The 17746-nt window shown below is 74.0% G+C and carries 13 protein-coding genes; 3 read left to right on the top strand and 10 right to left on the bottom strand.

Translation table 11 applies throughout. The features are described from left to right. Positions 1-142 precede the first annotated feature (142 nt). The 9 genes from ACN267_RS06720 to ACN267_RS06680 all read right to left on the bottom strand — a co-directional run bounded on the left by ACN267_RS06720 (position 143) and on the right by ACN267_RS06680 (position 12886). Complete coding sequence (locus tag ACN267_RS06720; RefSeq protein ID WP_204960494.1) at positions 143-733, bottom strand: copper resistance CopC family protein; 591 nt, start codon at positions 731-733, stop codon at positions 143-145. Then, positions 730-1311 carry a hypothetical protein gene (locus ACN267_RS06715; protein WP_204960493.1) on the bottom strand — a complete coding sequence of 194 codons (582 nt, stop codon included), beginning with the start codon at positions 1309-1311 and terminating at the stop codon, positions 730-732. Before ACN267_RS06715 ends, ACN267_RS06720 begins: the two co-directional genes overlap by 4 nt. A 139-nt stretch (positions 1312-1450) precedes the next feature. Beyond that, positions 1451-2089: a MerR family transcriptional regulator gene (locus ACN267_RS06710; RefSeq protein ID WP_204960492.1), complete on the bottom strand. Its 639-nt coding sequence runs from the start codon at positions 2087-2089 to the stop codon at positions 1451-1453. Positions 2090-2467: 378 nt separating this feature from the next. Beyond that, entirely contained in the window at positions 2468-3826 is a 1359-nt protein-coding gene (locus ACN267_RS06705) for a cytochrome P450 (protein ID WP_421488199.1), read from the bottom strand. Beyond that, positions 3823-4359: a flavin reductase family protein gene (locus tag ACN267_RS06700; protein WP_204960490.1), complete on the bottom strand. Its 537-nt coding sequence runs from the start codon at positions 4357-4359 to the stop codon at positions 3823-3825. Before ACN267_RS06700 ends, ACN267_RS06705 begins: the two co-directional genes overlap by 4 nt. Positions 4360-4375: 16 nt before the next feature. Beyond that, positions 4376-4819 carry an acyl-CoA thioesterase gene (locus tag ACN267_RS06695; protein WP_091242950.1) on the bottom strand — a complete coding sequence of 148 codons (444 nt, stop codon included), beginning with the start codon at positions 4817-4819 and terminating at the stop codon, positions 4376-4378. Positions 4820-4821: 2 nt separating this feature from the next. Continuing rightward, entirely contained in the window at positions 4822-10581 is a 5760-nt protein-coding gene (locus ACN267_RS06690; RefSeq protein ID WP_421488198.1) for an SDR family NAD(P)-dependent oxidoreductase, read from the bottom strand. 141 nt (positions 10582-10722) lie between these two features. Next, positions 10723-11694: a DUF1702 family protein gene (locus ACN267_RS06685; RefSeq protein WP_372446006.1), complete on the bottom strand. Its 972-nt coding sequence runs from the start codon at positions 11692-11694 to the stop codon at positions 10723-10725. A gap of 136 nt (positions 11695-11830) precedes the next feature. Beyond that, positions 11831-12886 carry a carboxymuconolactone decarboxylase family protein gene (locus ACN267_RS06680; RefSeq protein WP_204960488.1) on the bottom strand — a complete coding sequence of 352 codons (1056 nt, stop codon included), beginning with the start codon at positions 12884-12886 and terminating at the stop codon, positions 11831-11833. A 396-nt stretch (positions 12887-13282) separates the two neighbouring features. Here ACN267_RS06680 and ACN267_RS06675 point away from each other — a divergent pair, with 396 nt between their 5' ends. Next, complete coding sequence (locus tag ACN267_RS06675; protein WP_239486007.1) at positions 13283-14029, top strand: TIGR03084 family metal-binding protein; 747 nt, start codon at positions 13283-13285, stop codon at positions 14027-14029. Between the two features lie 58 nt (positions 14030-14087). On the opposite strand, the gene ACN267_RS06670 is transcribed toward ACN267_RS06675, so the two are convergent. Further along, the gene (locus ACN267_RS06670) at positions 14088-15083 is read right to left on the bottom strand and encodes a DUF1702 family protein (RefSeq protein ID WP_421488197.1); all 996 of its coding nucleotides are present in this window, start codon (positions 15081-15083) and stop codon (positions 14088-14090) included. Between the two features lie 413 nt (positions 15084-15496). On the opposite strand from ACN267_RS06670, the gene ACN267_RS06665 reads away from it, so the two are divergent. Together ACN267_RS06665 and ACN267_RS06660 are read left to right on the top strand one after the other, a co-directional pair. Then, positions 15497-16066, top strand: coding sequence for a DUF5987 family protein (locus ACN267_RS06665; RefSeq protein WP_204960485.1), 570 nt, complete (start codon positions 15497-15499; stop codon positions 16064-16066). Then, positions 16063-17700, top strand: coding sequence for an FAD-dependent oxidoreductase (locus ACN267_RS06660; protein WP_204960484.1), 1638 nt, complete (start codon positions 16063-16065; stop codon positions 17698-17700). Before ACN267_RS06665 ends, ACN267_RS06660 begins: the two co-directional genes overlap by 4 nt. Positions 17701-17746 lie beyond the last annotated feature (46 nt).

Raw genomic sequence — 17746 nt, 5'->3', positions numbered from 1 at the left:
GGCCACGGGCCACGGGCCACGGGCCACGGGCCACGGGCCACGGGCCACGGGAAGGATGCCCTCCGGACGGGCCGGCCCCGCCCGGGGATCGGGCGGGGCCGGCGGCGGGACGGGTCCGTGCCCCGCAACGCGTCCGGACGGGTCAGTGCTCCGGCGGGTCCTCCGGATCGGAGGCGACCTTCGGCCGACGCAGCAGGATCACCGACAGGGCGACCAGCAGCCCCAGGTCCAGCACCAGCAGCAGACCGTCCAGGGGGTCGGTGCCGACATGCTGGTGTCCGGTGGCGGGCGCGACGTCCGCCGGCGGCAGCAACGGCGCGGCGCCGACGGCGAACACGCTACGCCCGGTGCTCTGCCGCCCGTCGGCGAGCCACACGTGGTAGGCGACCGTGTAGCTGCCCTGCGGCAGGGCGGGCACCGACACCACCAGCTCGGTCCCGTCGCGCCGGGACGCGCCGGTGGCCACCTGCGGGCCCTGCGCCGGGGTCAACGACACGTGTGCCTCGTCCGGGTCCGGAGGACCGGGCAGCCGCAGCCGTACCTCGGTCGGCCCGGTGGCCAGTCGGCTGCCGTCCGCCGGCACCACCACGGCGTCGACCGTCTCGGCCGGCCCGGGGGTGGACGGCGAACGCAGCCACAGCGCGGTGGCCACGGTCACCAGCACCACGGCGACGGCCGCCGTACGCGGCCCGAAGAAGCCACGACGGCGGCCGTCCTGTCCGGCGGTGGTCATGCCGGCGTGAGCGCCCTGACCGAACGGGGAGCGCAGGTGCAGGCCATCGTGGCCCGCTCGGCGGCGTTCGGTCGCAGGTGCAGGTACATCGCGACCACCATCGGCAGGAAGACGACCGTGTTGTAGAACAGGTGCAGCTCGACCCGGGGCACGACCAGCTGGAGAATGCTGGTCGGTGCCGGACGGTCGAACAGGAAGTTGCCCGTCTGCGCCTGGAGCAGCAGCAGCAGGTGCTCGATGTGGTGCCAGAACTGGATCACCAGGGCGACCGTCCACCAGGTGCGGGCCCGGCCGACGAAGCCGGGACGCAGCAGGGCCAGCCCGATCAGCATCACGATGGCGTACCCGTAGTGCAGCCACTCGGAGGTGACCAGCCACGGCACGGCCATCCCCAGCACCCCGCGCGACTGCGGGACCGGCCAGCCCAGCACCCAGATCTGGAACGCCTGGGCGAGGTGCTCGGCCCAGTGTGCCAGCACCACGAGCATGTACAGGTTCAGCGCCATCCGGTGATAGGGGCCGTTGAGCAGGCCGAGCGGGCCCGATCGGGGCTGGTGGGATACGGCTTGGTTCGACATGTCGGGTGGTCTCCCCCATCGGTCGACGGACACCGGCACCGCAGCGGGCCGGGGGACGGCAGCACGCCGTCCCTCCAGGCTGGAACCCGCAGCGGTGGTTGTCGTCTTCGAACGTGCCGGATCTACCTTGAGCGGGTGCTCAGGCGCCGGCCGGCCGCTCCGCCGACGTGGCGCAGCAGCGCGCCAGGTGACTCTCCTGGGCCATCCGGCGCATCGCCTCGAAGGCCACCTCGGACAGCACGTTCCAGACCGCCATCGCGGTGGCGGAGTGCGCCGACTCGTGCTGGAACTCGTGCGTCACGATCCGCTGCGCGCTCTCGGCGTGCTCGCTGAACACGTCGATGTCGCAGTCGGCGTCCAACCGCTGCAACGCGGTCAGCACGTGGGCCAGGGTGTCGCGGCCCGGCGAGGCGACGTCGACCTCCCAGCCGAGCCGGTCGATGAACGCATCGACCTGGACCCGGGCCGGGCCGACGTCGGGCGCGTCGTCCTCCTCGGGCTGGTCGGGAAAGAGCGCCCAGATGGTGGCCCGGCACTGCGCGCCCAACGCCAGTCCCTTGTCGTCGAGGGCGGCCAGCACCCGGCGTACCGAGGACAGGCTCAGTCGCCCGATGCCGGCCAGCACCCGGATCAGCTGGAGCCGGGCGAGGTGCTCCTCGCCGTACTCCGCCTGGTTACGTGCGGTGGGCCGACCCGGTGGCAGCAGGCGCTCCCGGATGTAGAACTTGATCGTCGGAAGTGGAACACCACTGATCCTGGCCAGATCTGAGATGCGCATCCGTCCCCCCAGGGTCCCGGTGGCCACCGCCGGACGCCGTCTGCGGCGGGGCTCCGCCGCCCGGCTGCGGTCGGCCCGAACGTAACGGCGGTGGCACCGCCGTGGACAGCGGACGCCGGGCAGCACGGCGGGTGAAGGCCGTCGGCGCATCCGCGATGACGGCTGCGGAACCACCCGTCGGCACGACGGCGGCTCCATGGGCAGGGCGGGCACCTCGGGCCGTACCGGCCGGGGTGGTCGCCGCGCATCCGGGACTCATCGCACCTCCCCCAGCACGATGAGCAACCTGAGAGTTGCTCAGCGCAATAGTAACCAGTGCGGCCTGCTCGCAGGTTATTCGATGTTGCTGAACCCCGCTTCGTGCCTGGGGTCCGGGGGTCACGTCAGGGCCCGTACCGTCATCGGCAGGCCGCCGCGGATCCGCAGCGACAGCATGGGCTCGGGCACCACCCGGTGCCCGGCCGGGGTGTGCAGCCGCAGCCGGCGGCTCACCATCGCCACCACGAAGACCGCCTCCATCAACCCGAGGTGGTTGCCGACGCAGAACCGCGGCCCCGCGCCGAACGGCACGTACGCGTAGCGCGGCCGGTCGGCCGACGCCGACGGCGAGAACCGCTCCGGGTCGAACCGGTCCGGGTCGTCCCAGTAGGCCCGGTGCCGGTGCAGGGTGTACGGGCAGATCAGCACGTCGGTGCCGGCGGGCACCGCGTAGCCGCCGACCTCGTCGGCCTCCTGCGCCCGGCGGGACAGCATCCACACCGGAGGGTAGAGGCGCATCGCCTCACTGAGCACCATCGAGGTGTACGTCATCCGGGGCAGGTCCTCGTAGGTCGGCGACCGGTCACCCAGCACCTCCAGCGCCTCGGCCCGCACCCGGTCCCAGACCTGCGGGTGCCGGTCGAGCAGGTGGAAGGTCCAGCCGAGGGTGCTGGCGGTGGTCTCGTGCCCGGCCAGCAGCAGGGTGGTCAGCTCGTCGCGCAGCCGCCGCCGGCCCACCGCCGGGTCGGTCTCCCGCCGGGTCGAGGCCAGCAACCGCGACAACGCGTCGTCCTGGTCCTCGTGGCCCGGCCGGGACCGCCGCCGCACGGCCAACTCGTCGACGATCCCCGCCAGTTCCCGACGGGCCCGCCGGAACCGCATCTGCTGCGGCAGCGGCACCCACATCGGCACCAGGTTCATCGACGCCATCTCGAACATCGCCTGGTCCTGCATGGACTCGAAGGCCGCCCCGAGGGACCGGAAGCCGCTCAGGTCGGCGTCGAGCAGGGTCCGCCCGAGCACCCCCAGGGTGAGCCCGGTCATCTCCCGCAGGATGTCGACCGGCTCGCCGCCGTCGTACGTCTCCAGCCGGTCGACCAGCCGCGCGGCCTCCTCGGCGACGATCCCGGCCTGCTGGGCGATGCGGCGGGCCTGGAACACCGGCTGGATCACCCGGCGCTGCTCCCGCCACAGCTCACCCTCGCTGGTCAGCAGCCCGTCGCCGAGCGCCCGGCGGGCGTGCATCAGCCCGATGCCCTTGTGGTAATTCTGGCTGTTGTCGGCCAGCACGTGCTTGGCGTGGTCGGGGTGGTTGAAGAAGTGCAGCCCCCGCCCCGGGCCGAGGCGCACCGCGTCGCCGTAGGTCTCGGCGGCGGAGCGCATCAGCCCGAGCCGGTCCCGGCCGAGCTTCCACAGGGTGCCCAGCATCGCCACCCCGGTCGGCCCCCGGGGGACGACCCGGGGCGCGACGGTGGTCATCGGACCACTCCGCTGGGCATCGGGGTGATCTGCCGGAACCGACCGTGCAGGAACAGCACCGCGTCCTCCTCGTGACGTTTCTCGGCCGACAGCAGCCGGCCGACGAAGATGGTGTGGTCGCCGCCCTCGTAGTCGCGCCACAGGGCGCACTCGAAGGAGGCCAGCGCCCCGGTGATCAGCGGCGCTCCGGTCAACCGGCCGGGCTGCCAGTCGACGACGTCGAACTGGGCGGCACCGAGCGGCCGGCGGCGGTCGGCGAAGTGCCGCGCCACGTGCTCCTGGTCGGCGGCGAGCACCGACACGGCGAAGCTGCCGGCGGCCACCAGGTGCCGGTGCATGACCGCCTCCCGGTCCACGCAGACCAGCAGCAGCGGCGGGTCCAGCGACACCGAGGTGAAGGCGTTCGCGGTCATCCCGTGCGGGGATCGACCCCCGACGGTGACCACGGTGACGCCGGTGGCGAAGGCGGCGAAGGCCCGCCGCAGCGCCGCCGGGTCGACCGCCGGCTCGTCGTCGCCAAGGGGCTTGTCCATGGTGGTCTCCTCGCCGTCACTGGGCCCGGACGGTGGCCGTGTAGGGCGCCAACGCCCGGGTCAGCGCCTCCGGCACCCGGGTCGGCGCGGTCCGGTTGTTCGGCCCGCGCATACAGGCCACCCGCTGCCGCCCCCGGGCGACCAGCGTCTCGCCGCCGCCCGGGTCGAGGCGTACGTAGTCGAAGCTGAACTCCAGCTGGGTCTGCACCAGGTCGACCAGGCGCATCCGGATCGACAACTCGTCGAAGGCGGTGATCTCGGCGAAGAACTCGCAGTCGACCTTCAGGGTGAACAGCTTCAGGTCGTCCTGGAGGTCGGCCAGCACGTCCGGGGCGTGCTGCTTGAGGAACATCTCCCGGCACCGTCCCTGCCAGCGCAGGTAGTTGACGTAGTAGACGTTGCCGACGATGTTGGTCTCCTCGAAACCCACCGTGTGCGGGTACTCGAAGTACTTGTCCATGCTCAACTCCACCCGTCGGTGAGCACGGTGAACACCACCGGTTGCGGGATGTCCACCAGGCTCGTGGCGAACGTGGCGACGCGCAGCGGACCCGAGGCCAGGACCACCCAGCCGTCGGGACCGCCGGGCGTCAGGGTCAGCGGCGAGTCCGCCGGCAGGCCCACCTTGCGCAGGCACTCCACCGCGCCCCACACCCGGGTCGCCGCGGTGTGCGCGCTCTCGTCCCGGTCCCCGGCGATCAGCGCGGCCAGTCCGGCGTGGACGCCCAGCAGGCCCGCCCAGTCCGCCGTCGACCGGTCGGCCACCGGCTCGACGTCGCAGCCGACCGTCCCGGTGGCCGCGACGGCCAGGGTCACCCCCGCGCCGTGCGCCGCCGAGACGGCCCGGTCGCCGTCGACCTCCGGCCGGCCGTCCGGGCGGTACCGCACCTCGTGGGGGGCGCCGAGGGCCCGGCCGACGGCGACGGCGGTCCGCTCCCGGCGGGGGGTCTCCCCCGGCCCGTCGGGTTCCACGGTGACCGCGACCCGGGCACCGAGCACGTCGCCGAGCCCCCGCTCCAGGTGCGAGCCGAGCAGCACCGGCAGCCACGGCCCGCGGCCCCCCCGGTGCCGGACCGCCTGCAACCGCAGGCCCTCCCAGCGTTCGACGACCGCCCCGGACTCGTCGCGGACCGCGATGTCGTAGACGTAGGTGTCGCCGTCGCGGCTGCGTTCGGTGGCGCAGCAGCGCACCGTGCCGGTGCCGGACATCCGCGCCCCGGCCGGCCAGATCCGCTCCACGCCCACCGGCAGCAGGGTGGCGTCGGGTACGCAGACCTGGTTGCCGTGCATGAATGCGTCCCGGGTGCCCGGGTCGCCGAGCAGCAGGTCGGCGGGGAGGAAGCCGGCGAACCAGGCGTCGCCGCCACCGACGGCCACCTCGGCGTCGACGTCGCGGGCGGCGGCCCGGTGGAACCGGCGCAGCCGCTGGAACCGGCCGCCCTGGAACAGCCACTCGCCGTACAGGTCCCGCTCGGGTGCCAGCGGCACCTGCGGCAGACCCGGGTCGGTGCGTCCGGGCGGGCCGTCGGGGACGACGGTGTCGGTGAACCGCAGCCGGGCCCGGAAGTGGTCGGTGGCGTACCCGGTCTCGGCGCTGCGGATCGCCACCTGGACGACGGCGTCGTCGGTGACGGTGGCCGCCACCCGGATGACGGTGCTGCCGTCGGGCGGCACCACGATCGGCCGGGGGAACTCCACCTGCTCGACCACCGGCACCGTGGAGCGGCCGGTGACCGCGACCGCGACCTGCGTCATCGCCTCCATCCCGAACACCGCCGGGAAGAGCAGGTTCCCGTCGAGCAGGTGGTCGGCGAGGTACCGGTCGGCGCCGGCGGTCAGCTCGACCTCGCAGACCAGTTCCACCCCCGGGTAGTACGCCAGCGGCTTGTCCACGAAGCGCAGCAGCGGCAGCGGCGGCCGGTCGTAGCGCAGGGTGTCCATCCCCTCGGCCCGGCCGCTGACCACCACCACGGGCGGCACGTCCGGGTCGTCGAGCAGCCGCAGCAGCACCTCGACGCCCTGGTCGGGGCTGATCGGGACGACCCCCTCGCGGCTCAGTGACTCCACCACCGACAGTCGTTCGCCCATCCCCACCCCGGACCAGACCGACCACTCCAGGCACAGCGCCCGGCAGTTCGGGAACCGGCGGCCGGTCTCCTCGGTGAGCCCGGCCAGCCAGTCGTTGGCGGTGGCGTAATGCGCCTCGCCGCGCAGGCCGGCCCGGCCGATGATGCTGCCGAAGGTGACCAGCAGACGCAGCTGCCCCGGGTCGACCGCGGCGAGCACCGCGCGCAGGCCGTCCAGCTTCGGGGCGAAGGTCCGCCGCAGCGCCGCCGCGTCCAGGGCGGTCAGCGCGGCCGGCTCGTTGCGGCCCGCGCCGTGCAGCACCGCGGTCACCGGGCCCAGCGCCGCCCGCACCCCGGCGACCGCGTCGGCGACCTGGGCGGCGTCGGTGACGTCGGCGCGGGCGTAGTGCACGCGTACCCCGTGGGCGGTCATCCGGCGCAGGTTGTCCGCCAGTTCGGTGTCCTGCGCCGGGTCGGAACGCCCGAGCAGCCCCAACGCGGCACCGGTCCGCTGCGCCACGGCCAGGGCGCACTCGGCGGTGATGCCCTTGCCACCCCCGGTGACCAGCAGCACGTCGGTGTCGTCCAGGGGCGGGTGGGGCTGTGCCGCGCGTACCGGCAGCGCCCGCAGCACCGGCAGTCGCCGGGCCCCGGCGTCGTCGTAGTGGCTCTCCTGGTATCCGGTGGTCGCGCCGACCTCGGCGACGACCCGGTCGACGGCCTCCGGCCCGGCCGGGGTGTCCACCACGGTCACCCGCAGCTGCGGGGCCTCCAGGCGCAGGGTCTTGGCCACCCCGGTCGCGCCCCGCCCCCGCTGGACCAGCACGAAGCGGGTGCCGGCCGGCCCGGCCAGGGCCTCCTTCGCGCCGGCCAGGGCCAGTTCGAGGTGCTCCTCGGCGCACTCGGCCGGCAGGCACACCAGCACGCCGGAGTCGACGGCGGCCCGTTCCAGGGCGTGCCGCAGCGGCGCGGCCAACGGGTGCCCGTCGGGGGCGAAGACCTGCCACCGGCCGGGGACGCCACCGCCGGTCGGAACCGGCGGCCCGGCCGGCTCACCGTCGACGGCGAAGGCGCGGGTCCAGGCCGCCGCGCCGGTGACGGCGGGCGTCCGGTCGTGGTCACCGGCCTGGCCGGTCGCGGACAGCTCGTCGAGCGCCACCGCGAGTTCCGCGACGGTGGCGGTGGCGAAGTTCGTCGGGGCCTGCGCCGGTGGCACGTTCACCAGCCGGGACGCCTCGTTGATGATCTGCCCGACGGTGATCGAGCTGAGGTGCAGGTCGTCGAGGAGCCGGCTCTCGCCGTGCACCATGGTCAGCGGCAGTTCGGCCCGCTCGGCGGCCAGCCGGCGCAGCATCTGCACCGTGGACTCGCCGTCGACCGGCCCGTCGGCGTCGGTCGGGGCGGGGCGTTCCGCCCGGGTCGCCTCCGGCAGGTCCACCAGCGGGGCCTGCTCGCAGGGGCTGGCGAAGAAGTGCTGCTCGGCCCCGAGGTGCAGCGGTCGGCGCAGCCGGTCGTCGAACAGCGCCGGATAGTCGTGCGCGGCACCCACCACGAACGCGGCGGCGGCCACCCGCAGCAGCCCGCGCAGCGACTCGTCGTCGGTGTCCAGGGCCACCGCCGGCACGTCGGTGATCGCCCCGGCCAGGCCACTGAGGATGCGACCCGGACCGACCTCCACGAAGAGGTCGATGTCCTTGGCGGCCAGTGCCACCGCCTGGGCGAACAGCACCGGGTCGGTGATCTGGCGGTGCAGCAGCGCCCGCAGGTCCGTCTCGGCGGGCAGGGTCTCGCCGGTCACCGTGGAGACCACCCGCCGGCGGACCGGGCCGAAGGACTCCCGGGCCAGGTGCCCGGCGAACGCGTCCGCCGCCGGCGCCACCAGCGGCGAGTGGAAGGCGTGCGAGACCCGCAGCAGGGACGCGCCGAGGCCCGCCCCGGCAGCCAGGTCGAGCGCCGCCCGGACCGCCTCCTCGGTGCCGGCCACCACCGTCTGTTCCGGGCCGTTGTAGCCGGCGATCACCACGGGTACGCCGGCCACCAGCGCGGAGACCCGTTCCGGTCCGGCGTTGACGCTGGCCATCACCCCGGAGGAGCTGTGCTCGGTCATCGTCGCGCCTCGCGCCCGGGTCACCCGCAGCAGCGTCTCGTCGTCGATCGCGCCGGCCCAGTGCAGGGCGGACAGCTCACCGAGGCTGTGCCCGACCGCGACGGTCGCGTCCAACCCCAGCAGATCCAGGGCGGCCAGGCCGGCCCGGGAGCCGGTGACGATGCGCGGCTGGGCCAGCGCGGTGGCCACCATGTCCCCGGCCACGGGCAGGTCGGCCCGGCGGAACACCTGGTCCACCTCGGCGAGCCGGCGACGCAGCGCCCCGCCGCTGGTGCCCCGGCCGGCACCCTGGCCGGGGAAGAGGTAGCCGATCCGGCCGACGCCGCCGACGTGACCGAGGAAGCTGCGCCCGTCGCCGTCGACCAGCCGGGTCTCACCGGAGTCGATCAGCTCGCACAGCCGCCGCAGCCGCTGCTGCGCGTCGGTCGGCGAGGACACCACCACCGCCGCCCGGTACGGCCGGTCGGCGAGCTGGTCGTGCAGGGTGGCCGCCACGTCGGCGAGCTGCCCCTGGGCCAGGGTCGGCACGTAGTCGAGCAGTTCCTGGAGCCGCTGGCGCACCTCGTCGCGGGACGCACCGTCGACCAGGAACAGCTCAGCGTCCTGCACGGAGGTGGCGAGCCGGGCGGTCCGGGTGTCGAAGGCGACCCGGCGGGCGGTGCCGGCCTGGTCCAGCACCACGTGGGTGTTGATGCCGCCGAACCCCATCGCGGTGATGCCGGCGCGTACCGGCTGGCCGTCCGGCCACGGTTCGGCCGTCCGCAGCACCCGCAGCGTCGCGTCGTCGCGGGTGAGCAGTTCGTGCGGGTCGACACAGCCGAGCGCGGGCGGCAGCACCTGGTGGTGCACGGCCAGCGCCGCCTTGATCAGGCCGGCCACCCCGGCCGCTGCCTTGGTGTGCCCGATCATGCCCTTGATGGAGCTGATCACGGCGGGCGGTGCGGTCGGGTCGGCCTCCCGGCGGGCCTGCGACAGGGCGGTCAGCTCGGTGGCGTCCCCGACCGCCGTGCCGGTGCCGTGCCCCTCGAACAGCGGCACCGACTCGATGCCGAACCCGGCCCGCTCGTACGCCCGGCGCAGGGCGAGCTGGTAGCCGTTGACCTCGGGACGGGTGATGCCGCCCTTGCCGTCGGAGGAGATGCCCCAGCCGGCGATGGTGGCGTAGCTGCGGTGGCCGGCGGCGAGCGCGTCGGCCTCCCGCATCAGCACCACCATCCCGCACCCCTCCCCCGGCCAGAAGCCGTTGGAGTGCCTGTCGTAGACCCGCATCTCGTCGCGGGCCAACGCGCCGGTCTTGGCGAAGCCGACGATCTCGAACGGGTCGATCGACAGGTCCACCCCGCCGGCCACCGCGACGTCGAGGTCGTTGTCGAGCAGGGCCCGGCAGGCGGTGGCGACCGACAGCAACGACGACGAGCAGGCGCCGTCGACGGTGTACCCGCCGCCGTTGAGGTCGAAGTAGTTGCAGATCCGCCCGGCGATGGTGTTGGACAGGCCGCCGGCGAGGGTGTCCTCGTCGATCTCCGGGAAGGGCGCCTTGTAGCGGTCCTCCAGCTCGTCGAGGAAGGTCGCCAACCGGTCGTCCTCCCAGCCCTGCTGGTGCAGCGCGGTGGCGACCGTACGACGGACGAACGGCCAGCGCAGCCGCAGCACGTTGGCGCGGGCGAACTCCCCGGTGAGGGTGTTGCCCACGACCACACCGGTGCGGTCACGCGGCAGCCCCTCCCCCGCCGGGAAGCCGGCGTCGCCCAACGCCTTGGCGGCCATGTCCAGGGCGAGCCAGTGGGTCAGGTCGGTGGAGCGGTACGTGCTGCCGGCGATCTTGTAGGCGAGCCGGTCGAACTCGTACCCCTCGATGACGGCGGCGGTGCGGGCGTAGAACCGGTCCGGGGCGCTCGGGTCCGCGTCCCAGTAGTCCGCCAACCGCATGCGGACGTCGGGCAGCGCGCGGAAGGCCCGGCGACCGGCGAGGGCGTTCTCCCACAGTTCTCGGGGCGAGGTGGCGTCCGGGTATCGGCACGCCATGCCAACGATGGCGATCCTGGTCATGCGGGCACGATCTCCTTACCGTTCGGGTCGCCACGGGCGTGGCGAGGCGCCTGCCGAGGCGTGGGCAGGTGTGGGGAGGGAGGCTGCGCCGGGACCACCCGGCGATCGGCGGGACGGGAGGGATGGGGACAGGACGTCCCGTCAGCGCCTTCCGCGTATCCGCAGTTCGTCGGCGATGGCCCGACGCCAGATCTCGTAGCCGGGCTCCAACGGGCTGTCGCCGGTCGGCCGCTGCTCGTCGCAGATCCGGTTCGCTTCCACCGGGGTGGCACCGGCCAGCACCGAGGTGGCCAGGCCGGTGTGCGGGGTCTCCAGGCCGGCGGTGAGCCGGGCGGTCGCGGCGAACGCGCTGCCCTGGGCGACCTCGGCGCGGTGCTTGCCGGCCCGGTCGAGGAAGAGGCGCAGTTCGTCGGCGTCGGCGCCCCCGGCGTACGTGGCCGCGAGGCCAGCGCCGCCGTACAGGTCGCTGCGACGCTCGGCCGGGAACCGGTCGATCAGGTCGGCGACCACCCCGGCGTCGGTGCCGCCGACGAACCACATCGCCCGGCCGATGCCCTGGTCGATGGCGCGGCGGGCGTACCAGCGGGGGCCGTCGGCCGGCCACGGGAAGTCCTGCTCCTGGTACTGCTCGTGCACGTACCGGCGGGTGTGGAAGTACGCCTGGTGGAAACCGTAGCCGTCGAGCACCAGCCAGCGCAGCAACGGGTCCGGGGCGTACAGCTTCGACCAGCGGAACCGGGGCAACCGGGCCATCGCCCAGCCGACCCCCACGTAGGCCATGTAGACGTGGTCGGCACCCCGGCCGGCCAGGAACGTCTGCACCCGGTCCGACCGGCCGCCGGGCAGGGCGTCCAGCACGGCGAGGGCCATCGCGGCCCCCTCGTAGGCGAAGCCCCGGAACTGCGGACGCACCGTCTCCAGCGCCGGCTCCGCGTCGGCGGGGGTCCGCGCCTCGGCGGCCGCGGCGTACCCGGTCAGAAATGACTCGCCGACGGTTTCCAACAGTTCGACGGCTGCCGGATTCTTTCGGTGGAAACCGCGAACGTCGACTTTGGTCTCCGACGACGATGGCGTGATAATGCGTCGCCGCAGTCTCAGGAATGGATTCGACACCGGGCGTCCCCCTATCTTCTCGCACGTCAGGAGGGATGCCTCCCGAAGTTATGTTTTCAGCGGCGAAACAGATCGTCTACTTCTAAGGTGCGCCACCGGTGCATTACCCACCGGGCCCGGTAATTGACCGGCTGGTTCACCGGGCAGCCGGGCGCAGGCAGCGCCGGCCGACCTCCCGGGCCGCCACGTACGCCGCCCAGGCGACCGCCTGCACCAGCGCCCGGTCGGTCGGCGCGGTGCCCCGGAACGCGCCGACCACCTCGTCGTCGACCCGGTAGGAGGCGAACGCGGTCAGCAACGCCAGCCGGCCCGCCGCCCGGTCCGGCCCGGGCAGCCCGGCGCAGGCGTCGTCGTACCAGTCCCGGCCGGGGCCCGGTGACGACCCGTCCCACCGGTCGAGCCGCTCGCGCAGCAGGGCCCGGACCGCCGCCGGCACCGCCTCCTCGCCGGCCCGGTCGAACGCCCGGTAGGCGCGGGCCACCGCACCGGCGATCACCGGGTCGGCGGCGGCCCATCCGGCGTCGTCCGGCAGCGTCGCCGCCGGCAGCAGCGCCAGTGACCGTCCCGGCCGGGGCGCGCCCCGCAGGGTGGGCCGCAGCAGCCGGCCGACGGCCCGCTTGAACCGGCGTCGGGCCGCACCGGTCAGCCCGGCCGGCAGCAGGTGGTCGGGCAGGAACACGTTGACCACCCGGGCCAGGTAGTGGAAGGCGACCACCACGCCGACCAACTCCGGGGCGTGCGCCGCCGGGAACGGGGGCGCGGTGGCGGTGGCGTGGGCGTGCCGGGCCCAGCCGGCCACCGCCCGGACCGCCGGGTCCCGCAGGTCCACGATCCGGTCGTCGGCGACGGCCTCCGCGTCGTCCTCGGTGGCCAGGTCGTACAGGCTGATGCTGTGCATGTCCACGCAGTACGGGCAGGTGTTCGCCACCGAGACCCCGGCGGCCACCGCCTCCTTGGTGCGGCGGTCCACCGTCCGTCCCGCCACGAGCGGCTCCCGCATCAACATCCAGTACGCGGCGAGCACCGGTGGCGCCGGGGAGTGCAGCAGCACGGGCGGCACCACCAGTTTCTGTTCCCGCTCCGCCTGGGCGTAGACGTCGGCCACCAGTCCCCGGGCGGTCCCGGCCGGCACCGGCGTGACGTACCTGACCTGCCGGCGTACCACCGAGGACGCGACCCGTGCGGCGACCATGAGCTCTCCCCCTGGCGGGCCCGCGTACCTGCCGGGGTTCGCCGGACGTCGACGGCCGGGCCCATCGTGGTCAGCATGCGCCGGTCGGCCCGGTCGACGGTTCTTCCACGGTGCGCAACCCACGACGGTGGTGGGCCGCCAGCGCATGACGAGAGAAGACAGCGCCCGCGCCCGGCCCGCATGCTGCTGGTGCTGACGTGACGCCGTCGACGTGGGCCCGGCCACCTGCCGCCCCGCGCGTCAGGCGGCGACGGGATCGGCGTCGTGCGTGGCAACCGGTGCCCTCGGACGCGCCGGGCCACGCTCGCCCCTGCTGACGAGCGAGAGGACAGACGCGTGAGCGCACGAAACGACGTCTTCGTCGACCTGACCCTGGAGGGTGACGCCGTCGACCGGATGGTGGCCGGCCTCGACGACGCACAGTGGGCGCTGGACACCCCCGCGCCGGAGTGGACCATCGCCCACCAGATCGCCCATCTGGCGGCCACCTTCCGGCTCGCCGGCCTGGCCGCGGCGGACCCGGCGGGGTTCCTCGCACTCGCCCAGCAGTTCGGGCCCGACTTCAACCGCAACGTCCGTACCGCGCTCTCGCCGTACCTGTCCGCTGCGCCACCGGCGCTGCTGGCCAAATGGCGCGAGGAACGGGCCACCGCCGAGCAGGCCCTGGCCGCGGTGCCGGCCGGGCAGACGGTGCCCTGGCTGGTCCGGCCGCTGCCCGCGCCGGTGCTGGCCGCCGCCGGCATGATGGAGCTGTTCGGCCACGGCCAGGACATCGCCGACGCGCTCGGGATCCGCCCCGAACGTACCGACCGGCTGCGGCACCTGGTCGACTTCGCCGTCCGCACCTGGGACTTCGGCTACCAGGCCCGGGGGTTGGACACCCCGGACGTCGCGCTGCGGTTCGAGATCACCGCGCCCTCCGGCGGGGAGGTCTGGGAGTTCGGCCCGGCGGACGCGACCGAGCGGATCACCGGCCCGGCGGCCGACCTGTGCCTGCTGGTCACCCGCCGCCGGCACCGCGCCGACCTGGCGCTGACCGCCGTCGGGGCGGAGGCCGACCGCTGGCTGGACCTGGCGCAGGCCTACCGCGGCCCGGCCGGTCCCGGCCGCACCCCTGGCCAGTTCGACAGCGTCGCGGCGTGACGGTCGGCGGCCCCCGTCCCGGAGCGGGACGGGGGCCGCCGGCTGTCCGCCGACCGGTTCAGGCCGGGGTCGCCGGGTCGGCGACCGGCACCCGGTCGCGCACCCGGGCCCGCCACAGCTCGTACGCCGGCAGGTCCGGCCCGGCGGCGGTGTCCACCGCCACGTCGTCGGCCAGTACGGAGGCGTGCTCCACCGACATTCCGGCGAGGGCGTGCAGGGCCACCCCGGTGTGCCCGGGGATGTGACCCGAGTAGTCGCGGGCCTTCGCGGCGAACACCGCCCCCTGGCCGAGGTGCGGACGGTCGACGCCGCTGAGCCGAGCCAACGTGGCCAGGCCGGCCGCGTCGCAGCCCCCGGCGAACGTGGCCGCCAGTCCGACGCCGCTCCACAGGTCGGGACGCCGGGACCTGTCGAACCGCTCCACGGCGCTCGCCACCTGGGCCGGCTGGGCACCGTGGATGAACCACAGGGCCCGACCGACACCCTGGTCGCAGGCGCGCGCGAAGTAGTCGGGATGCCCCTGCCAGGGGTACGCCGCGGGGCGGTACTGCTGCCGTACCCACTGGTCGGTGTCGAAGTAGGCCCGGTCGAAGCCGTACCCGTCGACGGCCAGCCAGCTCATCGTCGGGTAGTACCGCATGCCGGTCAGGTCGGGCAGGACCCGCCGCCACAGGGGACGGGGCAGCCTGGCCATCGCGAAGCCGATCCCGATGTAGGTGAGGAAGGTGTGCCGTTCGGCCCGCCCGCGCAGCAGGTCCCGGGTCCGGTGGCCGCGTCCACCGGCCATCGCGTCACGGACCGTGAAGGCCATCGTGGCCCCCTCGTAGGCGAACCCGCGCAGCTCGACGTCGACCAGTTCCAGGCGTCGTTCCACCTCCCACTGGTCGCGGGCGTCGATCGCCCACTCGAAACCGCAGATCACCGTCTGCGGGATGGCCTCCAGACGCCGGGTGGCCGCCGAATCGACGACGGGGAAGCCGCGCCGGGCGAAGGTCACCTCGGCCAGGGACGGGGTGAGCAGCAGCCTGCGGAGCGAACCGAGGGTGGTCGGCATGGCCATCTCCCTGGGGGGACGCCTGACGGTCGGTGCCGTCGGGCAACGGGCGGGGACCCGCCGGGGCACCTGCGGGCGCACGCCGGTCACGGGTCCACCCATCGTCCGGGCCACGGTGGCGCTCCCGCTTCTCCGGGCGTGCGCAGGTGCGTCCACCGGGTTGACCGCCACCGGCCGCCGCCGGGCCGCCTCCACCGGCCGCCCGGCGGCGGCCGGGGTCACGACGGGGTGGCCAGCGCACTTCGGAAGGTGTTTCGGTGGGCCCGGTGCGTGCACGATGTGCGGCAACGGAATCGTGCAGCAACGGTGCCCGGATGCCACCGCCACCGGGTGGCACCGACATTCGCGCGACCCACGGTGAACGCATCACCGCAGTTTCTCCCGGAACAATTTCGCACCGGACAGGAGGCGTCGTGCAGTCCGATACCACCGACGCAGACGTAGCGCGGACAATGACCATCGAGGCCTTCGCCGACACCATTGTCCCGGGCGAGAAGAGAAGCCCGGACGACCGGGTCGTGGCGGGTGCCGCCCCCGGTGGCGGCGCGGTCGCCGCCGGGGCGCTGGAGCTGCTGGAACTGCCGGCCGGCGGCCTGGCCGACTCGCTCGACGGGCTGGCCGTCACCCTCGACATGCACGCCGGTGAGTACGCCGCCGAGCAGGGCGTCGCGCTGGACCCGACGCTGCCGGCGTTCGTGGCCCTGCCGTTCGAGCACCGCACCGAACTGGTCCGCCGGCTGACCGACCCGGAGCACCCGGAGAAGCAGATGTGGGTCGGCCTGGCGCTGTTCAGCAACATGGCCTTCGACAGCGCGGCGCACCTGCCCACCGTGGCGGCGCTCGCCGACGGGCACCCCGGCCTGCTGCACCTCGGCTACCACCGGCCCGACGTCGACGGGTTGTGGCGCTACCCGAACTACTCCTACGGCCGTCCCCTGGCCCCCCTGCACCCCGACACGACCCCCACCGGGAGCCCGGCATGAGCAGCACCGAGAGCACCGACGTCCTGATCATCGGCAGTGGTTTCGGTGGCGCGATCACCGCCTACCACCTGGCCGCCGGAGGCGCGAAGGTGGTGATCCTGGAACGCGGGCCGTGGCTGTCCAGCCAGGAGTTCGACCACGACTTCGAGCTGGGCTCGTCGTACACCCGGGCGTTCGACTTCGTCGTCGGGGACGGGATGAGCGTGCTCAGCGGCAACTGCGTGGGCGGCGGCAGCGTCGTCTACTTCGCCACCATGCCCCGGGCGCCCCGGTTCGTCTTCGAACGGCACGGCTCGATCGGCCGGCGCATGTGGCCGGCCGCGATCAACCGGGACACCCTCGACCCGTGGTACGACCGGGTGGTCGAGGCGTTGCCGGTGACCAGCCAGAGCTGGGACCAGGTGCCGTACCCCGGTGGGTTGTGGGCGGCGGCGTGCGCCCACGCCGGCCGCACGGCCAACCCGGTGCCGTCGGCCATCGACCTGGACAAGTGCACCAACTGCAACTGGATGATGGCCGGCTGCCGCTTCGACGCCAAACGGTCGCTGCTGTTGAACTACCTGCCGGCGGCGCTGGCCCACGGGGCGACGATCCGGCCGCTGCACGAGGTGCAGCACCTGTCCCGCACCGACGACGGCGGCTACCGGGTGCACTACCGGATCGTCGACGACGAGGACTACCGGGTCCTGCACGACACCGGAACCATCGATGCCAAGATCGTCATCGTCGCGGCCGGCGCCGGGGCCACCCCGGTCATCCTGCAACGGTCCGAGCCGACGCTGGGCCCGATGCCGAGGGCCGTCGGCCGCTACTTCTCCGGCAACGGGGAACGGCTCAACACCGCCGTGTTCGACGAGGACCGGGTCCGTGAGGTGCTGGGCCTGGACCGGGGTGACGGCGTCGCCTACGAGGCGTACCAGATCGGCCGGGGCCCGACGGTCGCCAGCTGGGACAAGCTCGACGCCAGCCTGCCCGAGTACGAGCGGTACTCGCTGGAGCAGCTCTACTTCCCGCCCGGCCTGGGCACCATCCTCGCCCAGGTGCCCGACGCGACCGGGCCGAGCTGGTTCGGGGTGGAGAAGAAGGAGCTGATGCGGCACTTCAAGTCCTGGCTGACCGTCTTCACCATGTCCGAGGACGACAACGAGGGCGTGTTCGGGCCGCCGCCGGAGACCGGCAACGCGCACCGGTTCTCCCAGCAGATGCTGGGGCACGGCCCGCTGCGCTACCAGCCCACCGCCAACACCTGGCGGGGCTGGAACCTCTCCGACGCCGACGTCAAGGACATCGTCGAACGTGACGGCCTGGCGAAGGTGATGCCGTGGACCAACGACCTGGTGGGCGCGTACACCGTGCACCCGCTGGCGTCGTGCCGCATCGGTGACGACCCGGCGACCTCCGCCCTGGACGACCGGCACGAGCTGCGCGGGCACCCGGGCATCTTCGTCACCGACGGGTCGGCGGTGCCCGGCGCGCTCACCGTCAACCCGGCCCTGACGATCAGCGCGCTGGCCGAACGGGCCGTGCCGGGCATCGTCCGGGCCGCCCGGGAACGCGGGATCGCCGTCACCTACGGCGCACCCGCGCCGGACGGCGCGACCGCCGGCCGACGCGCCGTGCTCCAGGCTCGCTGACCCCGACCACGGTCCCCCGGCATCCGGCCGGGGGACCGCCCTGACC

This window comes from Micromonospora sp. WMMD734, assembly GCF_049178975.1.
Classification (GTDB): domain Bacteria; phylum Actinomycetota; class Actinomycetes; order Mycobacteriales; family Micromonosporaceae; genus Micromonospora; species Micromonospora wenchangensis.
The sequence above is the reverse complement of the archived record's forward strand: the minus strand, read 5'-3'. Positions and strand labels throughout refer to the sequence as shown.

Coding starts and splice junctions, on each gene's coding strand:
- ACN267_RS06720 (WP_204960494.1), bottom strand. CDS start 733: ATGACCACCGCCGGACAGGACGGCCGCCGTCGTGGCTTCTTCGGGCCG.
- ACN267_RS06715 (WP_204960493.1), bottom strand. CDS start 1,311: ATGTCGAACCAAGCCGTATCCCACCAGCCCCGATCGGGCCCGCTCGGC.
- ACN267_RS06710 (WP_204960492.1), bottom strand. CDS start 2,089: ATGCGCATCTCAGATCTGGCCAGGATCAGTGGTGTTCCACTTCCGACG.
- ACN267_RS06705 (WP_421488199.1), bottom strand. CDS start 3,826: ATGACCACCGTCGCGCCCCGGGTCGTCCCCCGGGGGCCGACCGGGGTG.
- ACN267_RS06700 (WP_204960490.1), bottom strand. CDS start 4,359: ATGGACAAGCCCCTTGGCGACGACGAGCCGGCGGTCGACCCGGCGGCG.
- ACN267_RS06695 (WP_091242950.1), bottom strand. CDS start 4,819: ATGGACAAGTACTTCGAGTACCCGCACACGGTGGGTTTCGAGGAGACC.
- ACN267_RS06690 (WP_421488198.1), bottom strand. CDS start 10,581: ATGACCAGGATCGCCATCGTTGGCATGGCGTGCCGATACCCGGACGCC.
- ACN267_RS06680 (WP_204960488.1), bottom strand. CDS start 12,886: ATGGTCGCCGCACGGGTCGCGTCCTCGGTGGTACGCCGGCAGGTCAGG.
- ACN267_RS06675 (WP_239486007.1), top strand. CDS start 13,283: ATGGTGGCCGGCCTCGACGACGCACAGTGGGCGCTGGACACCCCCGCG.
- ACN267_RS06670 (WP_421488197.1), bottom strand. CDS start 15,083: ATGCCGACCACCCTCGGTTCGCTCCGCAGGCTGCTGCTCACCCCGTCC.
- ACN267_RS06660 (WP_204960484.1), top strand. CDS start 16,063: ATGAGCAGCACCGAGAGCACCGACGTCCTGATCATCGGCAGTGGTTTC.